Annotated in this window: 19 protein-coding genes and 2 pseudogenes; 18 read left to right on the forward strand and 3 right to left on the reverse strand. The window is 69.2% G+C overall.

The window, feature by feature from the left end; all coding sequences use genetic code 11:
* Positions 1-504: 504 nt before the first annotated feature.
* Positions 505-1,041 carry a hypothetical protein gene (locus IA22_RS0132010; protein WP_030125645.1) on the forward strand — a complete coding sequence of 179 codons (537 nt, stop codon included), beginning with the start codon at positions 505-507 and terminating at the stop codon, positions 1,039-1,041.
* A gap of 579 nt (positions 1,042-1,620) precedes the next feature.
* Positions 1,621-3,336 carry a hydroxysqualene dehydroxylase gene (locus tag IA22_RS0132015; RefSeq protein ID WP_157840955.1) on the forward strand — a complete coding sequence of 572 codons (1,716 nt, stop codon included), beginning with the start codon at positions 1,621-1,623 and terminating at the stop codon, positions 3,334-3,336.
* Here IA22_RS0132015 and IA22_RS35675 read toward each other — a convergent pair.
* A complete protein-coding gene (locus IA22_RS35675; RefSeq protein WP_234434617.1) occupies positions 3,320-4,318 on the reverse strand; it encodes a polyprenyl synthetase family protein in 999 nt (332 codons plus the stop codon). The two genes, IA22_RS0132015 and IA22_RS35675, sit on opposite strands and share 17 nt — an antisense overlap.
* A 175-nt stretch (positions 4,319-4,493) precedes the next feature.
* Here IA22_RS35675 and IA22_RS0132025 point away from each other — a divergent pair, with 175 nt between their 5' ends.
* Positions 4,494-5,774, forward strand: coding sequence for a low temperature requirement protein A (locus tag IA22_RS0132025; RefSeq protein WP_030125648.1), 1,281 nt, complete (start codon positions 4,494-4,496; stop codon positions 5,772-5,774).
* 647 nt (positions 5,775-6,421) lie between these two features.
* On the opposite strand, the gene IA22_RS0132030 is transcribed toward IA22_RS0132025, so the two are convergent.
* Together IA22_RS0132030 and IA22_RS0132035 are read right to left on the reverse strand one after the other, a co-directional pair.
* Positions 6,422-6,973, reverse strand: a complete 552-nt coding sequence (locus IA22_RS0132030) for an EF-hand domain-containing protein (RefSeq protein WP_030125649.1) — start codon at positions 6,971-6,973, stop codon at positions 6,422-6,424.
* A 139-nt stretch (positions 6,974-7,112) separates the two neighbouring features.
* Complete coding sequence (locus IA22_RS0132035) at positions 7,113-9,425, reverse strand: molybdopterin-dependent oxidoreductase (protein ID WP_037659766.1); 2,313 nt, start codon at positions 9,423-9,425, stop codon at positions 7,113-7,115.
* A gap of 125 nt (positions 9,426-9,550) precedes the next feature.
* Between IA22_RS0132035 and IA22_RS34465 the strand changes: the two genes are divergently transcribed.
* From IA22_RS34465 to IA22_RS34820, 15 genes and pseudogenes are all read left to right on the forward strand, one after another.
* The gene (locus IA22_RS34465) at positions 9,551-9,742 is read left to right on the forward strand and encodes a hypothetical protein (RefSeq protein WP_037659769.1); all 192 of its coding nucleotides are present in this window, start codon (positions 9,551-9,553) and stop codon (positions 9,740-9,742) included.
* Positions 9,743-9,900: 158 nt separating this feature from the next.
* The gene (locus IA22_RS0132045) at positions 9,901-10,626 is read left to right on the forward strand and encodes a hypothetical protein (protein WP_030125651.1); all 726 of its coding nucleotides are present in this window, start codon (positions 9,901-9,903) and stop codon (positions 10,624-10,626) included.
* A 91-nt stretch (positions 10,627-10,717) separates the two neighbouring features.
* Positions 10,718-11,380: a hypothetical protein gene (locus tag IA22_RS0132050; RefSeq protein ID WP_030125652.1), complete on the forward strand. Its 663-nt coding sequence runs from the start codon at positions 10,718-10,720 to the stop codon at positions 11,378-11,380.
* Positions 11,381-11,475: 95 nt separating this feature from the next.
* On the forward strand, positions 11,476-11,916 hold the full coding sequence (locus tag IA22_RS0132055; RefSeq protein WP_030125653.1) for a hypothetical protein: 441 nt from the start codon (positions 11,476-11,478) through the stop codon (positions 11,914-11,916).
* 79 nt (positions 11,917-11,995) lie between these two features.
* Complete coding sequence (locus tag IA22_RS0132060; protein ID WP_245229638.1) at positions 11,996-13,264, forward strand: type IV secretory system conjugative DNA transfer family protein; 1,269 nt, start codon at positions 11,996-11,998, stop codon at positions 13,262-13,264.
* Entirely contained in the window at positions 13,261-13,491 is a 231-nt protein-coding gene (locus tag IA22_RS0132065) for a hypothetical protein (protein WP_030125655.1), read from the forward strand. Before IA22_RS0132060 ends, IA22_RS0132065 begins: the two co-directional genes overlap by 4 nt.
* Positions 13,488-14,660, forward strand: coding sequence for a DnaB-like helicase N-terminal domain-containing protein (locus tag IA22_RS0132070; protein WP_030125656.1), 1,173 nt, complete (start codon positions 13,488-13,490; stop codon positions 14,658-14,660). The genes IA22_RS0132065 and IA22_RS0132070 overlap by 4 nt, the downstream gene beginning before the upstream one ends.
* Positions 14,661-14,811: 151 nt before the next feature.
* Positions 14,812-14,913, forward strand: a pseudogene (locus tag IA22_RS38070) (DNA cytosine methyltransferase); the annotation flags it as partial.
* Between the two features lie 73 nt (positions 14,914-14,986).
* Entirely contained in the window at positions 14,987-15,940 is a 954-nt protein-coding gene (locus tag IA22_RS35680) for a DNA cytosine methyltransferase (RefSeq protein ID WP_276329161.1), read from the forward strand.
* A gap of 93 nt (positions 15,941-16,033) precedes the next feature.
* Positions 16,034-16,633, forward strand: a complete 600-nt coding sequence (locus IA22_RS0132080; RefSeq protein WP_030125657.1) for a DUF4913 domain-containing protein — start codon at positions 16,034-16,036, stop codon at positions 16,631-16,633.
* The gene (locus IA22_RS0132085) at positions 16,630-17,409 is read left to right on the forward strand and encodes a hypothetical protein (protein WP_030125658.1); all 780 of its coding nucleotides are present in this window, start codon (positions 16,630-16,632) and stop codon (positions 17,407-17,409) included. The genes IA22_RS0132080 and IA22_RS0132085 overlap by 4 nt, the downstream gene beginning before the upstream one ends.
* A pseudogene (locus tag IA22_RS34475) lies at positions 17,406-17,882 on the forward strand (hypothetical protein). Before IA22_RS0132085 ends, IA22_RS34475 begins: the two are co-directional and overlap by 4 nt.
* A complete protein-coding gene (locus IA22_RS0132095) occupies positions 17,879-18,544 on the forward strand; it encodes a hypothetical protein (protein WP_030125659.1) in 666 nt (221 codons plus the stop codon). The pseudogene IA22_RS34475 and the gene IA22_RS0132095 overlap by 4 nt, the downstream one beginning before the upstream one ends.
* Before the next feature lie 348 nt (positions 18,545-18,892).
* Positions 18,893-19,366 (forward strand): hypothetical protein, encoded by a 474-nt coding sequence (locus IA22_RS37840; protein WP_245229640.1) that lies wholly within the window; start codon positions 18,893-18,895, stop codon positions 19,364-19,366.
* A 24-nt stretch (positions 19,367-19,390) separates the two neighbouring features.
* The gene (locus tag IA22_RS34820) at positions 19,391-20,242 is read left to right on the forward strand and encodes a winged helix-turn-helix transcriptional regulator (RefSeq protein ID WP_030125660.1); all 852 of its coding nucleotides are present in this window, start codon (positions 19,391-19,393) and stop codon (positions 20,240-20,242) included.
* The last annotated feature ends 110 nt before the right edge of the window (positions 20,243-20,352 follow it).

Below are 20,352 nucleotides of genomic sequence, written 5' to 3' on the forward strand. Positions count from 1 at the left end.
GGGGCGCCCCTTCGTGCTGCGCGAGAAGACCCTGGATTGCCGCTCTCGCAGAGGGATGCCCATCGTGCGGGCTGCTCGATGGGCATGAATGAGAAGGACTCGTGCGGCAAGATCACTTCACTTCGATCTTGCCGCAATCGTCACCGCGAACTGGTCACCCAAAAGGAGTAAGGGGGCGTGCGCCCCGCGTGAATCAGAGAGTGCGCGGAGACTGTCGCTTCGGTCGGTGGCGTGTTGTGCTGCCGTGTTACGAGGCCGCAGCCGGGTGACTACCGGCTCTGGGGTTGACGAAGCCCCTTCGGCGGGTGGCGTCCGCATGTCTTCTTCCAGGCCGCGGTGGCATCCTGCTTGTCAGGTTGGGCCAGTACCAGCACTCCCCGCCGTGGAGAGCTCCGAGCCGGGACAGCGGCACCGGTTCGCCCCGGATAGCTGGCTCTCCTCGATCGGGTGGTTATCTCCCGAAAAAACGGTTTGGCACAAATCTGGCCCGTCAAGATCGTCCGTATGACTATCCGTCGCTGGGCCGCTGCTGCGGCCGCCATTCTTTCCGTCGCAGTCCTGACCGGGTCCGCTCAAGCCGCACCCACCGCCGCCCCCGTCCCCTCGGGACCCGTTGTCATCACCAACGACGCCCACACCAACTACCTGGTCCCTGACGACACGGTCGGCAACGCCGGCACCTTCCTTCAGGTCTACTACCGGCAAGACCATCCCTTCCCGCGCACATTCCAGTTCGAGCAGGTGAACGGGCGCCCCGGAATCTTCCACTGGAAGAGCGCCCGAACCGGGAACTGCGCCGACGCCAGGGCCGGAGAGCCGGGGGGCTCGGTGTACCTAGCTGCGTGCACGACGAACAAGTCCCAATGGTGGATCCTCCGGTCCACCGACGAGAGCCCTGCACGGTGGGTTCTGTCGCCCTTCCTGAACGAGGACGTCGCTGTAACCGGCCTGTTCGGGGACGACAACTACGCACCGCTGCGTGAACTGCCCAACCCGAACTCTCCGACTACTTCGCAGATGTGGCACTTCACCCGGCAGTGATTGCGCTGTCCTTCGGTGCTGCGTTCCGCGCAGGGCTCCGTCCCGCCCTACGGCAGGGTCCTGCGCGGGAAGCTGGTGGCGGAGCGGCACGGTGATCGGCTGCCGGATGTGAGCCGTCGGCGGCACGTGGGAATGGGTCCTGACCTCGAAGTTTCGTGACGGTCCACCGACAGGGTCGGTGGACCGATTTCGTGCTGTGGGCCGAGGCTGCACAGGCGGATGGACCGATTGTTGTCCCGAGGTGCAAGCCCTTGCTCCAGCCGAGGCGGTCCCCCTTCGCCACGTAGCTAAGTCGCAAAAGCGACGAGGCCGCTGTTGCGGCAGGCCCGCCGCACGGGCCCGTAAGGTCGGGCAGAGCCGGCCTTCGGTCGGAACGGGGGTGATGCCGAAGGTGGTCCAGAGTTGTTGCGGCTCGCCCACCGGGGCGTGGGCGGGCTCTTCGTCGGTGGCGGTGATGTCAAGCAGGACGAGCCGAGGCCGGCCGCTGAGCCGCCGGGGACTGAGGGGGGAGGTCTCGTCCGTGACGCAAAGCAGATTAATGATCTACTCGTCGTGACTGGGTGGAGGGGGGCTTCGCTGGTGGCCCCGGTAGAGGGTGTGGTGGTGTCCGTGGGGCGGGGCTTGCGAGTCGCGGTGCTGGGTGGTGGCGTGGCCGGGTTGACGGCGGCGATGGAGCTGGCGGAGCGCGGCTTCGAGGTGACGGTGGTGGAGCCGACCGGTTGGGGTGGCAAGGCCCGCAGTGCGTGGGTGCCGGGGACCGGCCGAGGCGGGCGGTTGGACCTGCCCAGTGAGCACGGGTTTAGGTTCTTCCCCGGGTTCTACCGGAGTCTGCCGGACACTTTGCGCCGGATCCCGGTCGACGGCAGCACGGAGGGGGTGGCGGGGAATCTGCGGGAGGCGACGCAGATGCTTTCCGCGCGTTCGGGTCGGGTGGGTGAGCGGGTCACGGATGTGTCCGTGGCTGTGGGGGCTCGGACTCCGATGAAGTTCCTGCGTGCTGTCGGGCTGGAGGCGGGTGGCAGGGGGCTGACGAGCGAGGAGCTGCTGTACTTCGCGAACCGGATGCTCGTCTACATGACGAGCAGTGATGAGCGGCGGCTGGGCCAGTGGGAGTCGACCTCGTGGTGGGACTTCGCCGCGGCCGACGGCGCCTCCGAGGAGTACATCAAGGCGTGTGTGGTGGGCGCGACCCGCACGGTGGTCGCGGCACGGGCCGAGGTCTGCAGTGCGCACACGGTCGGCGGGTTCCTGGAGGCTTTCAGTTACGGGTTCCTCGGCCGGGGCGAGGAATTACAGCCGGCGGACCGGGTCCTCAACGGACCCACCAGCACAGCCTGGATCGACCCATGGATCCGTCATCTGGCATCCCTGGGGGTGCGGCTGCAACTCGGCTGGGCAGTCGAGCGGCTAACCCTGAGCGGTCGCCATGTCGCCGGGGCCCAACTGCGCGGTCCGGCAGGCCGGCTGCGGGAGCTGGAAGCTGACTGGTATATCTGCGCCCTACCGGTCCACCGCGTCGGCGCACTGCTAGACCGCGGACTGGCGGAGGCCGACATTGAGCTCAAGAACGTGACGGGCCTCCACACGGACTGGATGGTCGGCATGCAGTTCTACCTGACCCAGCCGGCGCCCGTCACCCACGGCCATGTCCTGTTCCTGGACTCTCCCTGGGCGCTCACCTCGATCAGCCAGGCCCAGTTCTGGGACTGCGACTTCCCGGCAACCTACGGCGACGGGACGGTGGCCGACTGCCTGTCGGTGGACATCTCCTCCTGGGACACCCCGGGCATCCTGTACGGCAAGCCGGCCCGTGAGTGCAGCCGGGCAGAGATCGCGGCCGAGGTCTGGGCGCAGCTGTGCGACGGGCTCAATGGCGCTGGTCGAACCCGTCTGCACGAGGGGTTGCTGCACTCGTGGGAGCTGGATCCGGCGGTGCGGAACCTTGACGGGCCAGGGCCGGCTGTCAACGACGAGCCGCTGCTGATCAACACCACCAGTTCCTGGGCGGCGCGCCCGCGAGCGGTTACGGCGGCAGCGAACCTGTTCATGGCCGGGGACTACGTGCGCTCCCCCGTGAACCTGGCGACGATGGAGGGCGCGAACCAGGCCGCCCGCCTCGCCGTGAACGCCCTGCTGGAGGCAGCCGGTGTCACCGGGGTTCCTGCGGCCGTGCACGCCCTGCACCAGCCCGCGGAACTGCGCAGGCTCAAGGAGGTGGACGCCGAGCTGTTCGGTCAGGGCCGCGCGCACATCATGGACGGACCGTCGCCCTGGAAGGTCAGTGCACGCGTCTGATCACGACCGTGCAGAGCGCTCCGAGGTCTTCGAGAGCCTCGGGTAGTGCTGTGAGGCGGTGCAGCCGGTCGCGTGCGGCTGTCGCGTGCTGGGCGGCGCGGTCGCTGGTCCAGCGCCGCCCGCCCGCCTCCTCGACCAGGCGGGCGAGGTCGGCCGTATCGCCCCCGGGCTGCGCGTAGAGGCGCGCGAGTTCGTCGCCGGCCGGGGTCCCGGAGCCCAGCGCGGCGACCACGGGCACCGACATCTTGCGGTTCTTCAGGTCGTTGAAGACGGGCTTGCCCGTCACCGCCGGGTCGCCCCAAATACCGAGCAGGTCGTCCACGAGCTGGAAAGCCATGCCGAGGTCATGCCCGAACTCTGCCCACTGGGCGCAGACGGCCGGGTCGGCGCCTCCGTAGAGGGCACCCAGCCGGCAAGCGCAGGCGAACAGCGAGGCGGTCTTGCCCGAGACCATCTCCAGACACTCCGCCAAGATCACCTCACTCCGGCCTTCGAAGACCAAGTCCAGGCTCTCGCCGACGGCCAGTTGGATCAGCACATCCACCAGGGCGGCCGACGCCTCACGAGCCACCGGCCCGTCCGGCCCGTCGGCTTCCGACAGGACGTCGAACGCGGTCAGCATCATCGCGTCCGCAGACCGGGCTGCGGACGACGGGCCGAAAACCTGCCACGCGGCCGCACGGTGGCGCCGCACCGCGTCACCATCCAGAACATCGTCGTAGAGCAGCGACAGGTTGTGCACCATCTCTACCGCCGCTGCCGCCGGCACCGCCCTCCGGTCCGCACCTCCCACCGCACGCGCACACGCCAGAGTCAAGGCAGCACGAACGTACTTACCGCCCTGCCGTGCCCCCTCTCCCGACCAGCCGAACTGATAGGCAGCCACCTCAGCAGCGGGCCCCTGAAGCGACCCCACCCGCCCCCGCAGCTCCCTCTCGCAAGCATCGCCCGCGCTCCGCAGCACCTCATCGACCGTGCCCACCGTCAAGCCCCCTATCGTCAGCTCCACACGAAACCATGCGCCTCTCTGCCCCGGCTGTCGGCGGGCAGGATTCCTCCAGGGCTCCATCATGGTGGGCCCGGCCGGTACATAACTCCGCCGCTGCCCCAGCAGTGCGGTCGGGCGGGCACGAGAAGCGTCAGAAATACTGCTGCATATGAATGAACCACGACCCACCAGCACGTCCGGCAAGCTCGGACTGTCGCGACGGCTGGTCCCCATGACCGGCCGTGACCCGGAAGAGCACGGACGAACCGCCTCACCGCTGGAGCTCTTGTTCGACCTGACCTTCGTGGTCGCCGTCGGCACAGCGGCGTTTCAGTTCGCCGAGATGGTCGCCGAAGGGCATGCCGCCCAGGCGGTCATCGCATTCGTGCTGGCGATGTTCGCGATCAGCGTCGCCTGGATCAGCTTCAGCTGGTTCGCCTCCGCCTTCGCCACCGACGACTGGCTCTACCGGGCCCTGACGATGCTGCAGATGATCGGCGTTGTCATCTTCTCGCTCGGCCTGCCCGCGATGTTCCACTCCGTCGAGGAGGGCAGTCACCTCGAACTGCGCGCCATGGTCATCGGCTACGTCGTGATGCGTATCGCGATGGTGCTCCAGTGGTGGCGCGCCGCCCGGCAGTCCCCCTCGTTCCACGATGTCGGCATGGCCAACATCCGCTGGACGCTGATCGTCCAGGCAGGCTGGATCGTCGTGGCCTTCGTCCACATGCCGATCGCCGTCGTTTTCGTTGCGTTCGGCATCCTGGGCGCCCTCGAACTCGTCCTGCCGGTGCTGACGCAGGGCTCCGCGGGAGGCACGCCCTGGCACCCGCACCACGTCGCCGAACGGTACGGACTCTTCGCGATCATCGTCCTCGGCGAGGGGGTCGTCGGTACCGTCGCTTCCTCCGGTGATCTCCTGGGCGGCGGGGACGGCACGCACTGGACCTGGAACGCCATCGCCGTGGTCATCGCTGGTGTGGGCCTGACCTTCGGTATGTGGTGGATGTACTTCCTGACGCCGTTCGGCGACATCCTGGTACACCGACGCAAGCGCGGATACCTCTTCGGCTACGGCCACATCCCCTTGTTCATCGGCGTCGCCGCGGCCGGCGCCGGGCTGCACGTGGCAGGCCTGTACATGGAACATCACGCCAAGATCTCCGGCACCGCCGTCGTCCTCGCCCTCGCGCTCCCTGTCGGCCTCTACATGCTCATGATCTACCTCCTGCACACCCTGCTGCTGTCCACGGCCGACCGCTTCCACATCCTTCTGGTCGCCCTCACCATCGCCGTACTGCTCACGGCCGTCCTCCTGGCCGCCGCTGGCGTGGCCATCGCGGTGTGCCTGCTCGTGGTCATGCTCGCGCCCTTCGTCACCGTGATCGGCTACGAGACGATCGGCCACCGCCACCAACAGCAGATGCTCGACGAGCTCGGTAAGCAGTAGACGCCGGCGGGGACCTCGATTGGTTCAGGTGACCGGTAGTACGGGCCGCCGTCGTGGCTCGGCCCTCCCCGGGCCCGCTCGCTGAGCCGGACGCCGGGTACCCGACGGGCCCTCCTCGAAGCCCACCTCCACGAGCGCATCTGAGCCGTGTCCTTGCCGCGCCTGTACGCGTTGAGGGCGTGACGCACGCACAGGGCTGGACCCCCACGTTGGGTCCTGTGCGGTTCGCGGCTCCGATTCCTGCGCGGCGTCGGAGACGCGCCATTTCCCCCGAGGCGAAGGCCCCTGGCCTCCCGAGCGGTCGGGGCCCTTCGTACTCATGGCGCTGTGGGGTGTCGGCCGGGAGTGGTGGGGGCTGCCGGATCGGGGCCCAACCACGGTGACGATCCGGCAACCGGGAAGCGCGGCAACAATGCCGCGGCGGAGTCTCGGGGTGGGTCAGCGGCTGGGCCAGAGGTAGCGGCGGGCAAGGATCGTCCACCCCTCATCCGCCGGCCCGCCACCAGGTGCCCGGCCGTCTCCCCCTGCTCGGCGCGAGCTCGCTGAAGATCGATTCCAGTGGAGCTGTCCTGGCCAGAGGTATTCACGCTGCACGCCCACACCGGTATTGCTGTGGGCGTGCAGGTCCCAGGCCGTACTCATAGCCGTCAGGCGGCGACTTTCCCGAACAGGTGGTTGGCAGGGGCGTTCGGGTTGTTGCCGTAGAAGAACTCGGTGAGCGCCTGGTGGAATTCCGCCCGGTCCAGTGCGCCGGAGCCGTCTCGGTCCAAGGCGGCGAAGACCGCAGCGCAGTCCTCGCCGGGCACGCCGGCGACCGCGTCGAACATCTGCCGGAACTCCGCCTGGTCGATCTTGCCGTCTCCGTTGAGGTCGACGAGGTCGAAGAAGCAGTTGGTGACCGGCTCGATCTGTTCCGGGTAGAGGGCGGGGTCGGTCAGGACCCGCTTGAACCCTTCGGTCATTTCCCGCAGATCGACCTTCCCGTCACCGTCCTGGTCCATGGGGGCGATCACCTTCGTCCAGAACCCGTCCATCCCTTGGGTGAGCAGGTGGGCGGCCGGAGAGTCCGGCGTGGTGCGACGGGCGGCGACGTAGCGTTCGCTCATCATGCGGACGTCCTGCTGAGTGATAAATCCGTCGCCGTCGACGTCGGCGCCCCTGAACCACTGGCCGTACTTGAGGTCTTGAAGTGCAGTCACAAATGCGCACAGTATTCATGCCGTTACGCAAGCGCAAACGGCAAGCCGAGAGCCTCTCGACGGGACACGGGCAGCCTGTGCTGCACACGCCACGATGCAGGGACGAAACCAGCCCGAAGAGAGGCCGAAAGGTTTCGTGTCAGTGTTCGAGATCGGGGGGTGTGAAGGCGAGCACCTCGGGAGGGGGATCGCCGTACAGCTCGACGTCGACCAGTGCGCTGAGGGCACTCGGCCCTTGGGACAGGCGCGAGCACGGTCGATCCGCCGTGAGGACGTTCGGATTGCCGTGGCGGTCCAAGGTTCCGCTCAAACCCGGCTGGACCGGATCCCACCACGCTCCGGTGGACAGTTGTACGACGCCTGGCATGACGTCGTCCGATATCACCGCGCCCGCGAGACAGCTCCCCCGGTCGTTGTAGACCCGTACGATCATGCCGTTTTCGATGCCGCGCGACGCGGCGTCCGCCGCATTGAGCGTCACGGGCTCACGCCCTCGAATTTTTGAGCTGAGGCTGCGGCCGCCGTTGTCGTACTGACTGTGCAGGCGTGAGGCGGGCTGATTCGAGATCAAGTGCAGCGGGAATCGGTCCGCCAGATCAGCGTGAAGCCACTCCGTCGGTTCGACCCACGTCGGATGCCCGGCGCAGTCGTCGTAGCCAAAGGAGTCGATCTCCTCGGAGAAGATCTCGATCCGGCCCGACGGCGTCGGCAAAGGGAAACGCTGTGGATCTGAGCGGAGCGCCTCGAAGCTCCCGGGAAATGGTCCCGCCAGCGCCGGCAGCTCAGCAGTGGAGCTGCGCCAGAAGTCCTCGAAGCTTGGCAAGGCGGCCTCGTCGCCGAGCCCTGTCTTCGTCTGCTCGTAAAGGTGACGAACCCATTCGATCTCGGAACGCGACTGGGTGAACTCCTCCTCGTATCCGAGCCGGGCGGCCAAGGCGGCGAAGATGTGGTGGTCGGTGCGCGACTCGCCTTCCGGTTCACGGACCTTCGGCATCGCGACGAGGTGGGGGTCGGAGAAGCCGGCTGCGAAGTCGTCGCGTTCCAGGCCGGTAGCGACAGGTAGGACGATGTCCGCGAACTTAGCCGTGGTGTTCCACCAGGCTTCGTGAACAACCACCGTGTCGGGCCTCTGCCAGGCGCGGGTCAACCGGTGCAGGTCCTGGTGGTGGTGGAACGGGTTTCCTCCACACCAATACACGAGGCGCAGCTCGGGCAAGGTGAGCCGCTGTCCGTCGTAGTCGATGGTCTTCCCCGGATGCAGCAGGGTGTCGGCGATCCTCGCGACCGGGATGAAGTCCGCAACGGGGTTGGACACCGCCGGTATCGTCGCCACCGAGGGGCGGCCAGGGGCGACGCCGGTCGCGTCCATCGTCGCGTAACCCGCGCCCCAGCCGCCGCCAGGCTGGCCCATCGAGCCCGCCATGGCGGCCAGCACGACGGACATCCAGATCGGTTGTTCGCCGTGGTCTGCCCGCTGCACCGCGTAGTTGACCATGATGAGCGAGCGCTGGGTGGTCAGACGCCGAGCGAGGTCGATGATCGCGTCACGGCTGATGCCCGTGATCTCCGCCGCCCAGGCCGCGTCCTTGGGGGTGCCGTCGAGCTCGCCGAGCAGGTAGGAGGCGAAGCGGTCGAACCCGGTGCAGCACCGGCGGAGGAAGTCCTCGTCGTGCCAGCCGTTGACCAGCATCGTGTGGGCGATGCCGAGCATCGCTGCGGTGTCGGTGTTGGGGACGACGGGCAGCCACTCGGCGTCGAGGAAGCCGGCGACATCGCTGCGGATGGGACTGACGTTCACGAACCGCACCCCTGCCTCACGGCACCGGCGCTGCAGGTCCTGCGTCTGGTGCCTGGCCAGCCCACCAGGGTTGATCTGGCTGTTCTTCAGGGCCAGCCCGCCGAACGCGACCACGAGCTCACAGTTCTCGGCGATCTCGTCCCACATCGGCATCCGCGACTGGTAGCTCCACGGATGCCCGCCGATCACATGCGGGAGGATGACCTCCAAAGCCGCAGTGCTGTACGTGTTGCGGGAGTCGGTGTATCCACCGCCCAACGCCAGGAACCGGTGGAGTTGCCCCTGCGCGTTGTGGAAGGCGCCCGCACTGGCCCAGCCGTAGGACCCGCCGAACACCGCGCTGTCCCCGTGCTGCGAACGCACCCGAGACAGTTCATCACTGACCAAGGTGAGAGCGTCGTCCCAGCTCACCTCCACGAAGCCGTCCGCGCCTCTGGCCGTGTCGTGGGCGCGCGGCAGGCCGTTCAACCAGCCTTTGCGCACCGCGGGGCGCAACACGCGAGCGTGGTCATCGGCGGCTGTCACCATTCCGGGGCCGATGGGCGACGGCGCCGGGTCATCGCCCCTCGGCTCGATGCGCACCAGCCGCCCGGAGTCGACCACCGCGACAAAACTGCCCCAGTGGGTCGCAACCGACATGCGTCGTTCCACCATGCATCGACTCCGTCCCTGAAGCTTTCCCTGCATTCGGGCAGCGTTGCCTACGGCGCAGGGGCCCCACTGCAGTGGAGCTCCGCGGGGCAGAGACTTCCCTTGCGGTCTGCTGCCCAACCCCCGGGGTGCTCTTCGGCAGCACCCCCTTCGACGCAACGACCAGCGAAGCGGAGTGGGCGGAGATCGAGGAGAGCGCTCGTACGGTGACCCGCGCCGGGCGGTGGATAGACCAGAGGTCGTCCGAGCCCGAGGACCTCACCGAACTGCTCCGAGCCGCCACCGGGGCCGACCGGCCGACAGAGAATCCCTTCTTCTGACCGACCGGGTGCCCTGCTGCGGCGGGGCACCCGGCTGACCGCCACCGTGCGGCCTGTACCAGAGATTCTCGGCCGGACCAAACCCCGGATTTACCGGACGCTCTGCCCAGTGGCCCACCTCCAACGGGTCCTTCGCTCCCTCTGCCCCGGAGACTTCCGTGCCTACCTCGATCACCATCACGTCCGAGTTCAGCGGCAGCGTCGTTGCCAAGGGCGCTACTGATGACCTCTCCGCGCAGCTCCTCCGTCACGCCGGCTTCAAGCAGATCGACGACTGGCACGGCCGACGCCATCGCCTGCCCACCACCACTCCGCTCGCCGACCAGGTCGCCATCGCCAGCCATGCGGCCGAGATGCTTCGAGCCGCTCGCTATGACGTCACCCTTCCGCCGTCCCCCGACACGGCCCGGATGAGCCCTTCGGTGCATGCGCTGGGGCCCTACGCCGCCGAAGCCGAACTTCTCAGCATCACGGACCAGATCCGTGCGGCCGAAGACGGAGCCAGCCTTCAGCGGGCAGTTGACCACCTCCTTCACCCCGAGCATGGTGCGCTGGAGCGTGTCCGGGAGGCGCTGGAAGCAGCGGGAGAACAGGTCAACGACCTGGACGACGACGCGTATGCGCTCGCCGACCGGTTCGGCTTCGCCTCGGAGTTCGTCAGCTCGGCCCAGTCCGAACTCGTCGATTCCGAGGCCGAGCTACGCCGCGTCGGCGCCGCTTCGACCAGTTACTCGGCAGCACGGAGCGTCCGTGATCACCGTGGTGCCGCTCTGGCCACTCCTCCTGCGGCGAACCAGGCCAAGGTCTCCTCGGCGTCCAGTTCCGCGCCGGCGCCTTGCTCTGTGACGGGTCACCCAGCGCGCGCCGCAACCCCCCAACGGTGACCCCGGCCGCTCTCTCCGCTGTCGGCCACCAGTACGTCGCGCGTCCCCGCTCGACCCACCTGTCAATGATCACTCACCCGAGGAGGCAAACGTGCCCGAGTACTACTCCAGCATCGGCGAGGCCGTCGGTACGGCCATGCAGCACAACATCCGGCTCGCCCACCGCAGCGCGGCACCGGGCTCCGACAAGCCGCTGCAGGTCAGGCGCCTGCCTAGCGCTTCCACCGATCCGTACTCGGTCCGCGGGATGATCTCTCGCCTCCACGAGGACGCCTCGCCCGATGAGGTGGCGGGCATCATCGAGGAGGTCAACGGCGCCCTGGTCGGGGCTCTGCCCGAGCTGACCGAAGTCGTCGCCTCGGCAGCCGACTGGACTCGCGCCCGTCTCGACTTCGACGACCCGCATCACCATCCGACTTTCGAGACGTGGACGCGATTGGCCGCCGCGTACGGGATGCTCCAGGACGTCCGTGAGCAGTTGGAAGTCGCCGAGGACGGTCTCGCTGCCTGTCCCGCAGAGCGCACGGGCCCCCGGCACCACCAGATGGTCAACGTCTTGCGCAGCCGGGAGTTGCTCGACGATGTCCTCGGTGCCGAGGCTGCTCGTGTGCCGTCCGCCCGGAACGTCGATTCAGACCGGCAGCGGGCGGCCCGCGCCTCCTCGCCGCGCGCCGGAACGTCGCCGTCGACCGGCAGTCCGCCGGCCACCGCAGCACCTCCCCCCGCGCCTCGCTCTGCCGGCCGACCCCGCTGAAACGTTCCGCTTCAGACGTCCAGGAGTACTCCCATGAGCTGCACGAGAGCCGAGCGCGCCCCGCCCCCGCCCGCTCGCACACCCAAGGAATCGCCGTGCCATCCCCGCGCACCAGCGTGCCCTCGACCACCACCGGGTCGGACGCGCTCCTCTACCTACTGTTCGGCGTCCTCGGCGCCGTCATGGCTTTCGGCTCTGTCGCCTGGCTGACCGGAAATCTCACCAATACCTTTGTCGGGAGCGGGGCATGGGCCCCCTTCCGCGTCACGGACGCGCTGCTGCACCCGGAGGTGCTGTGGCCGACCTTGAGCACCAGCATGCTGATGGTCGGTGCCCGCGTCGCCCCCGGCCTGTTCACCGTGGCCCTGGTCGTCACCGCTGCGGTGCTGTGGATGCGCTGGCGTGCCGGCTCCAAGTCCGGCCTCGCCCGCAAGGTGGACCTGGCGCCGCTGCTGGACAAGGAGATCGTCGCCAAGGCGAAGAGCCTGCGCCCGAGCCTGGGCGGCCGGGAGAGTAAAAGAGGTCCTGCCCGCTGACCGCGGCATCCTGCTCGGCACCCTCGATCCCGGTCGTACGGAGGTCCGCGCGTCCTGGGAGGACGTGATCGTCGCGATCATGGCCCCGCGTTCCGGCAAGACGTCCGGGCTGGCGATCCCCGCGATCCTCTCGGCACCGGGTCCAGTCCTGCTCACCAGTAACAAGGCCGCGAACGACGCCTTCACCGCGACGGTGGACGCCCGCGCCAAGGTCGGCACGGTCTGGACCCTCGATCCGCAGCAGATCGCCCACCACCCGCGCGAGATGTGGTGGGACATCCTCGCTGACGCCCGTGATCTCGCCGGGGCGAAGAGGTTGGCGGGGCACTTCGCGACAGCGAGCGTGGACGAGTCCAGCGGCTCCGACTTCTGGTCGACCGCCGCGAGCAACACCCTCGGCGCCCTCTTCCTCGCTGCCGCTTCCCACCGACGGCCGATCACCGATGTCCTGGCCTGGCTCGCGATGCCGGCCGACCGCACCCCGGTGGACCTGCTCACCGACGCCGGCCACCATGCCGTCGCCGCCCAGCTCCAGGGCACCGTCTCCGGCGCGACCGAAACGCGTGACGGCATCTATGAGACGGCGAGGCAGTACGCGAGCTGCCTGCTCGACCCGGACGTCGCCGCCTGGGTCACCCCGAACGAGGGCCTCCCCGAGTTCCAGCCGTTCGCCTTCGCCACGTCCCGCGACACCCTGTACCTGCTGAGCAAGGACGGCGGCGGCAGTGCGTCCGCGATCATCGCGGCGGCGGCCGACGCAGTGATGCGCGCGGCCGTGATCGTCGCCGAGCGCTCCGGCGGACGGCTCGACCCGCCCGCCCTGTGCGTCCTCGACGAGGCGGCGAACGTCTGCCGCATCTCGGACCTCCCGGATCTCTACAGCCACCTGGGCAGCCGAGGCGTCATCCCGATGACGATCCTGCAGTCCTACCGTCAGGGCCAGCGGTGCTGGGGCGAGGCCGGTATGGACGCCCTGTACTCCGCCGCCACCATCAAGATCATCGGATCTGGCATCGATGACGCGGACTTCGCCGACCGGCTCAGCCGTCAGGTCGGCGATCACGACGTCCAGACCACCTCGATGTCGACCAGCGAGGGCGGCAAGTCCACCTCGGTGAGCATGCGCACGGAGCGGATCCTTCCGCCGGACGCCATCCGCGCCCTACCCAAGGGCAAGGTTCTGCTGCTGGCCACCGGCATCCGGGTCGCCATGCTCAACCTCAAGCCCTGGTACAAGGAGCCCTCCGCCAAGGTGGTCGGCCCGGCTTCCGCTCGCGCCACGAAGGCCATCACCGAGCGTGCCCTCGCGAAAAGCATCGACCAGGACGATCTTGGACTGTCGGCATGAGCGCGCCCACACCACAGCAAGGGCGGTTGGCCCACGCTCCGGTCGTCCTGCGCGGTGGCCGGTGGTGGCTTGACGGCGGGGCCGACTCGGTCCCCGCCTCCGATCCCGCCTTCACCGCCGCCCTGGACGACTTCGCGCTGTCGATGGCCGCTGCCGACCAGGCAGTCACCGACCTCCTCATCCGGCAGGACGAGGCGTCCTCCGTTGATCCCGGAGGCCGGCGGTGAACCCACTGATGAGTGCCGAGCAGGCGGTCCTCGGTGCCGCCCTCCTCGACCCCAAGCAGCTCACGCACCTGGAGTGGCTCGCTGCGGACCACTTCTATCGGCCCGTCCACCAGGCGCTGTTCGCCGCCCTCCGCAAGCTGCGCAACGACGGGCATCCCGCGCTCTCGGCCGATGGTCCGTTGCCGCTGTCGTGGGTGACCGACGCGGTCGAGGAGGCCGGACAGCACGTGCGCGGGCTGACCGCGGCGTACGCCCACACTCTGATCCAGGCGTGTCCCCGAACCGAGCACGCACCGGTGTACGGACGCATGGTGCTGGAGGGGGCGATTCACCGCACCGTCGCCCAGCACGCGATCCGTCTCCACCAAGCGGCTCGGGCCGACGCCGTCCAGGGCGAGGTCGAGGGAGCCTTGCGCACGGCGGACGTCCTGACCGGCGTACTCACCGACCTGGCACGACGCTGGGGAACCGACCCTCGACCGGTCCCACCCACCGCTGGGCCCTCTGCCGCCGCGGACATCCCGCCTCCGGTGCAGAGCGGCCAAGTCGCCGAGGACGAGCGGTTCCTCTTGGCCGTCCTCGCCGAACAGCCGGGGGCCATGGGCGAGGTGGTGGCCTGGCTGCGGCCGGGAGACTTCGCCGACCCTACCCACGGGCAGCTCTACCGGTGCCTGGGCGCGCTGCGCCACCGAGGCGAACCCATCGACCGGATCACCCTCCTCTGGGAGGCCCAGCGACGCGGCCTGCTGGCCGACGGCACAGTGTCGAGCGAGCAGCTGACCGCCGTCTGCGAAGGCATGGTCCCCGGCAGCGCTGACTGGTTCGGACAGCGGGTGATGCGCTCCTCCGTCACCCGCACCGCCGCCGCCTCCGCGCGAGCCATCCGGACCCTGGCCCAGGACGAGGTTCTGGGGCCCGGCCGGCTGATCAACCACGCCCTGCACGCGCTCGGTCCGCTCGACGAAGTACGTGCCCGTTGGGCCACCGCGAACAGCAGTCCGGCTCCGAAGGCCACAGCATCCGCGCCGCCGACGGCCGATCCGCCGCCCGACCGAGTGAAGGCCGCCCGCGCACGCAGCACACCCCGCCCAGGCGCGTCACCTCCAGCCCCGGCCAGCCGTCTCCCCACGCTGTCAGCATCCCGACCACCCTCGCGCGGCCACCCGTGAGCCCCCTCCCCGCCAGCCTCTTCTGCCCCTGGAACTCGCCTTGATCGACCCCATCTCCGCAGCCGCGCCGGACCTACGCGCCACGGCCCCGAGCCTTGCCACCCCGTTGATCGGGTCTCTCTGCTCGGGGTACGGCGGCCTCGACCTGGGCGTGCAGTCCGCGCTCGGCGGCACGCTCGCCTGGCACGCCGAGGTCGACCCGAATGCCTCACGCATCCTGGCCCGCCACTGGCCCGGCGTCCCGAACCTGGGCGATATCACCGCCGTCGACTGGTCCACCGTCCCCCGGGTGTGCGTCCTGACGGCCGGCTTCCCCTGTCAAAGATGTGTCCGTCGCCGGCCGCCGGGCCGGACTCAACGCCCAGACCCGCTCCGGGCTCTGGCTGCACGTCGCCCGTGCGGTCTCAGCCCTCCGACCCTGCCTGGTTGTGATCGAGAATGTGCGCGGCCTCCTCACCTCCCCCGCCGGTTCCCCTGGCGACGTGGAACCCTGCCCGTGGTGTCTGGGAGACACCGCAGGTCAGCCTGCTCTGCGGGCACTCGGTGCCGTACTCGGATCCCTGGCCGACCTCGGGTACGACGCGACATGGCTCGTGCTTCGCGCCTCCGACGTCGGGGCCCCGCACCGCCGCGAACGGACCTTCCTCGCCGCCTGGCCCACCGGAGCCCCTGCTGAAGACGCCGACCAGCAACATCGGCAAGAACGGCGGCAGCCAGCATCCATCGAAGCGGAAGAGCGGGGGGCACGGTCCGAACCTGGCCGACGAGGTCGAATGGCTGCTGCTGCCGACCCCGAAGGCGTCGGACGGAATCAAGGGCTCGCCGAACCAGCGGCACGGCAATGGCGACATGACCCTGCCCAGTGCGGCTGCGTCTCTGTTGCCGACCCCGAGGGCCAGCGACACGGGCACCGCGGGCCGCCGACCCGGGAAGGGATGGCGTCCTCCCTTGTCGGCGGTGGTCCTGCCCCTCTGGGCGGAGGAGACGCCGGAGGCGGGGGCGCGGACCGGCGATGGGGAGCGTACGGATCCGCCATCGCCCGATGGGAGAGCCTCACCCGTCCTGCCCCGGCCCCCACGGACGCGGCCGGTCGGCTCCGCGCGGACTTCGTGGAGTGGATGCAGGGCCTCGACGCCGGCTGGGTCACCGCGACTCCGGGGCTCGGACGTCCAGCGCAGCTCACCGCGCTCGGCAACGGCGTCGTCCCGCAACAGGCTGCGCGCGCCTTGCAGTTGCTGGCACCCCCCTTTCTCCGCTGTCCCCGCTGCGCCGACCGATAGCGCTCCACTACCGCGTTCTTCCGGCCGGACCAAACCGCTGATTCTCCGGATCCTCTCGGGCATGTCGCCGTCTCACAGATGGAGCACACCCCCATGGCCGACACCAGCCCGACCTCCCCCGGCCCCGAGCCGTACCGCGTCCCCGACGCAGACCTCGACGACCTCGCCAGCACCCTCGCCAAGACCATGGCCGAGGTCAGGCAGCACGGCGTCATCCTCGACCGCCTCGGCTCCGAGCCCGAATCCGGCGCCATCCAGACGCCGGACGGCGCTCCGGAAGCCGAGGCAGCTGACGGCAAGAAGCCCGACGGCCCCGCCTCGGTGTTCATCCTCGCCTTGGGCGGCGAGGCATACGCCGTCGAACTCGCTGCCCTCAGCGACTGGGTGAACTACCTCTTCCTGCCGGTGTACGGCCGGGAGATCAGCACGAGCCGCCCCTGGTGCGCGCACTGGCACGAACACCCCGAGGCCGTCGCCCGGCTCCACGCACTCTGGCTCGCCTGGCAGCAGTTCACCGACACGGAGGCCGGCCTGTCCGGCCCCTCGACCTGGCACCGCGACCACCTGGACCAGACCCTGGCGCACCTGCGTGCACCCGACGGACCCTTCGCGGCCTGCACGACCAGCGCAACTCGCCCGAATCACCGGGTGCTGGCCACCCCGGCGCCCGAGCAGGCGGGGGTGGCGGCGTGAACGACGTTCTCGACTTCGGCCTCGACGATCTCTCGCCGGTCGACGACGGCTCCGAGGAGGCGATGGAGGCCCTCTGGTCTGGCGACTTGACGGTGCTGTCCCAGCACCGCACCACGCCCAACGGTTCGCACAGCTTCGTCCTCGCCCACGACCGATCGGTCACCTGGGGGATACCCGGCGAGCCACAGCTCGTTGCGATCGCAGTCGCTCGGGATCTGTGGCAGTCCACGTTCACGTTCGAGACGAGTCACCACGCCACGGCATCCTTCGCACAGAACTGGCTGGCAGAGCGCGGCTGCCCGCTCGAACGGATCGCATTGCGCGGTGGCGACTACATCGAGCCCGCCGACGACCTCACCGTCCAGGTGGAACAGCAGATCCAGAAGTCGGGCACCCGTTACGAGGTCCTCGACACCTGCACCTCTGACGACAACCCCAGCGAGGCGTGGACGCTCGTCAACGACTCCCAGGCCACCCAGGCACCGGTTCGCCTCTTCTTCGAGGAGTGGAACCACGGTGCCGGCACGTACACGATGCGCGAGGGCGCCTTCCCCGACGTCGGCGTCGCCCAGACCTGGCTGGACGAGCGCAGTGAACCGCTGCCCGAGCCTCCTGAGTACAGCGACCACAACGGTGCTGTCGTCCGGGCCCGCATTGCCCGCATCGCCCTTTCCCGGTCCGCCGGTACCTCGCCGACACCGCAGACCGGTCTCGATGCGCCCCGCGCGACAGCGGCAGTCCCGGTTCAGCGCGCGGTCCAGGGGAGGCTGCTGTGAGCCGTGCTCGCTTCGCCTTCGCCGCGCACCCTGACGCTATCGCCGACCTGCGGTAACTCCCGTCTGAGATGCGCGATTTGGCCTTGCTGGAGCTGCAGAACCTGGTCCACGGAAGCGACGACTGCTTGCCGTTGAAGGGCCGCCTCGCCGGCTTCCACAAGGTGTACGTCGACCCGGAGGTCTCTTACCGGCTGGTCATCCAGTTCCGCCAAGCGCCACCGACCTCGACCCACAAGCGCGAGATCTACCTCGTGGCGGCCGGCAGCCGGAAGGACTACGCGGTCTACCGCGCGGCCCACCTGCGGACCGAGCCCCAGCAAGGGGTCGGCCCGGACTCCGCCGCGGAGGCCCGCGTGCAGGCCGCCCGGTCTCGCTCGACGCTCACCACCGAACGGCCGACAACGGGCCGCGCGGCTGCCCCGTCACCAGCGCCGCCCTCGGCCACTGCTTCTCGAAAGGTCGCCCAGCGATGACCAACGACCATACTGCGCTGACCCGTTCAGAGCTGGCGGATCTCCTCACCGAGGCCGCCCAGAACGTCGGCGGCATCCCTGCCGCCGAGTACCCGACGGCAGCCGCCCGCTCCTACCTGCATCCCGTCTTGGGTCCGCTGGCCGCTGGGCCCCGCGTGATCACCGAGCTGAACGACCGGTTCGAGGGCTTCGTGGCCACCGAGCCACGCCCTGCTGGTTCGGCGGACCTGTTCGCTCTGGCCTCCTACGCCTCCGCGCTGGGGTGGCTCACCGAGTCGTTCGCCGAGCTGACCTCCTCGGTCGATGAGATCTGTACCCGCGTGGGCATACCCACGGAGCCACGCGCCCCGATCGTCGCCGCGCCCGGTGGTACTGAGCGGGACGACGAGTTCGACTTCGCCTTCAGCGCACTCGAGTTGGAGGCGGTCCGCAACTCAGCCGAGGCCGCCGGCCTCGCGCCGGACGACTACGTCGAGGTTCTCTCCCAGTCGCTGCTCGCCGTCGCCCGGATCACCGACGCCTGCATGGAGATCTCCAGCGGCCTGCTCGATGACGCCGATCTCCTCAGCGAAGTGAGCGACCGCCCTCGGCTCGACAACGATCCCGGGAGCCTGCCCGCTCTGGTCCGCTCCCTGCTCGCCCGGATGGAGGCGACGGAGTGAACCCGTACGACGCAGACCACACCCAGGGCCCTATCTCGTCGTCGAAGTGCTCGGTGTCGGGGATGTCAGCGTGCCCGCCCTCGCACATGGTCCGGAGGGGCCGCTGCACCAGGCCGCTACACGCGTCATCGAAGCCGCAGCGGCGTTGGACGAGCGACACGAGAGCGTGCTCAACGCGGTCCAGCGGGCTCAGCGGCTGCTCGAAGGCACTGGTCACGGTGAAGTCGGCCGAGCCCAGGTGTCGTACGCGCTGCTGCGGACAGCTCTCCCGGACCTCGGAGACGGCCTGGCCCAGCAGGACCGGGCATACAGCCAGCTCGTCGAGTCCCTGTCCGCCTACCGGCGGCTGTGTCCTCGCCTGAGCCTGCTCAACACGCGAGCAATAAGAGCCACGGGCAGGGCCAGAAGACGAGGCCCCACCGGGACGACGACTGGGCCGTCGCCAGGGAGCGCGGGCTGGTAGCCCTCGAAGCGGTTGCGGCCGGAGGTGTTCGCTTTCGCCGCAACGCGATCGGCGAGGACCCGTACATCTCGCGGGAGAAGGCCCAGTGGCAGGAGCCGGCGGTCTTCCCGCAGACCGTGCAGCGGCTGGTCGCCGACGGGCTACTGCATCAGGACATCACCGAGAACGTGTACCGGCCCGACCAGCTCCTCTCGCTCACTGCGCAGGGGGAAGCCGCCCTGCGTGATGGTCGCGCGACGACCTCCCGGGTGTCCGCCGCCCTCGGCCGCACCACCACGCGGACCACGTCAGGCGCGCTCTCCGACTCGGCCGCCGTGCCCGTCACCAGGACCTCCCTCGCGACCCCCCGCTCACGCTGACCTCATCCTCATAAGGACCCCACCATGGCTACCCCCGGCCTGTCTCCCACCTTCTCCATCGCTTCCATCGACGCCCAGCGCGTCGAGGAGGCTCTCGCCCGGATCGGGCCCAAGTGGACCACCTGGACCGCGATGACCCTGGCCCAGGTGAACGGCCCCGTGCGCGTCCGCGACGTTGCTGCGCAGCTCCCCTTCGTCAGTGAGCAGTTCGTCGGCAAACGGCTGGCCACGATGCACGCTGACGGATTGGTGATCCGCGATGACGACCGGCGGGGTGCGCCGTACCGGCTCAGCGCGCTCGGCACGTCTCTGGCCCCCGTCCTCCGCACGGTCTCGGACTGGTCCCGCGCCCACCTGACACAAGAACCGATGGCCGAAGCCGAGCGTGTCGAGGACGCGCTGCGCCGCCTGCATCTTCGGCACTCAACTGCCGTGCTTCAGGCCCTCGATTCGGCTGACGGCCAGATGCGGTTCGTTCACATCGCCGAGGCGGCCGGTCTGGACAACGGCCTCGCACGGCAGCGACTTGTCCGGCTTCAGGCCGATGGCCTGGTCACGCGGACGGGCTCCCGGCACGGAGACCCGTACGTGCTCACCGATGCCGGTCAGGCGTTGGGGGCCGTCTACGCGAGTGTCGAGCACTGGAGCCAGCCCTTCGCGCTGCGAGGTGGAACAGCGGCACCGCTTCCGGCAGCGGCAGCCACGCGCACCCACGTCGGCATTCCGCTGGGGGCGGGAGCCGACAGCGCCCGGACCGCGGCGGCCCTACGACGGAGCGCCGCCGCGTCGAACGTCATGTTCAGCCACGCGCCTCAGCCGGAACCGCGGGCGCCGGCGGCCGTGACCGCTCAGTCGGCACCGGGCCGGGGCCGGTGACGGGGGTGAGAACTAGGGCCTGTGTGAGGTTGTGATCATTCGGTCGTCGGTAAGAGGTCGTTGATCCAGATCAGAGAGGCTCGGAGGTGGAGTCCGGCGTCGTAGCTCTC

Origin of the sequence: Kitasatospora papulosa (assembly GCF_000717245.1) — a bacterium.
GTDB classification, from domain to species: Bacteria; Actinomycetota; Actinomycetes; order Streptomycetales; family Streptomycetaceae; genus Streptomyces; species Streptomyces papulosus.

Coding starts and splice junctions, on each gene's coding strand:
- IA22_RS0132010 (WP_030125645.1), top strand. CDS start 505: ATGACTATCCGTCGCTGGGCCGCTGCTGCGGCCGCCATTCTTTCCGTC.
- IA22_RS0132025 (WP_030125648.1), top strand. CDS start 4,494: ATGAATGAACCACGACCCACCAGCACGTCCGGCAAGCTCGGACTGTCG.
- IA22_RS0132035 (WP_037659766.1), bottom strand. CDS start 9,425: ATGGTGGAACGACGCATGTCGGTTGCGACCCACTGGGGCAGTTTTGTC.
- IA22_RS0132060 (WP_245229638.1), top strand. CDS start 11,996: ATGGCCCCGCGTTCCGGCAAGACGTCCGGGCTGGCGATCCCCGCGATC.
- IA22_RS0132065 (WP_030125655.1), top strand. CDS start 13,261: ATGAGCGCGCCCACACCACAGCAAGGGCGGTTGGCCCACGCTCCGGTC.
- IA22_RS0132080 (WP_030125657.1), top strand. CDS start 16,034: ATGGCCGACACCAGCCCGACCTCCCCCGGCCCCGAGCCGTACCGCGTC.
- IA22_RS0132095 (WP_030125659.1), top strand. CDS start 17,879: ATGACCAACGACCATACTGCGCTGACCCGTTCAGAGCTGGCGGATCTC.
- IA22_RS34820 (WP_030125660.1), top strand. CDS start 19,391: ATGGCTACCCCCGGCCTGTCTCCCACCTTCTCCATCGCTTCCATCGAC.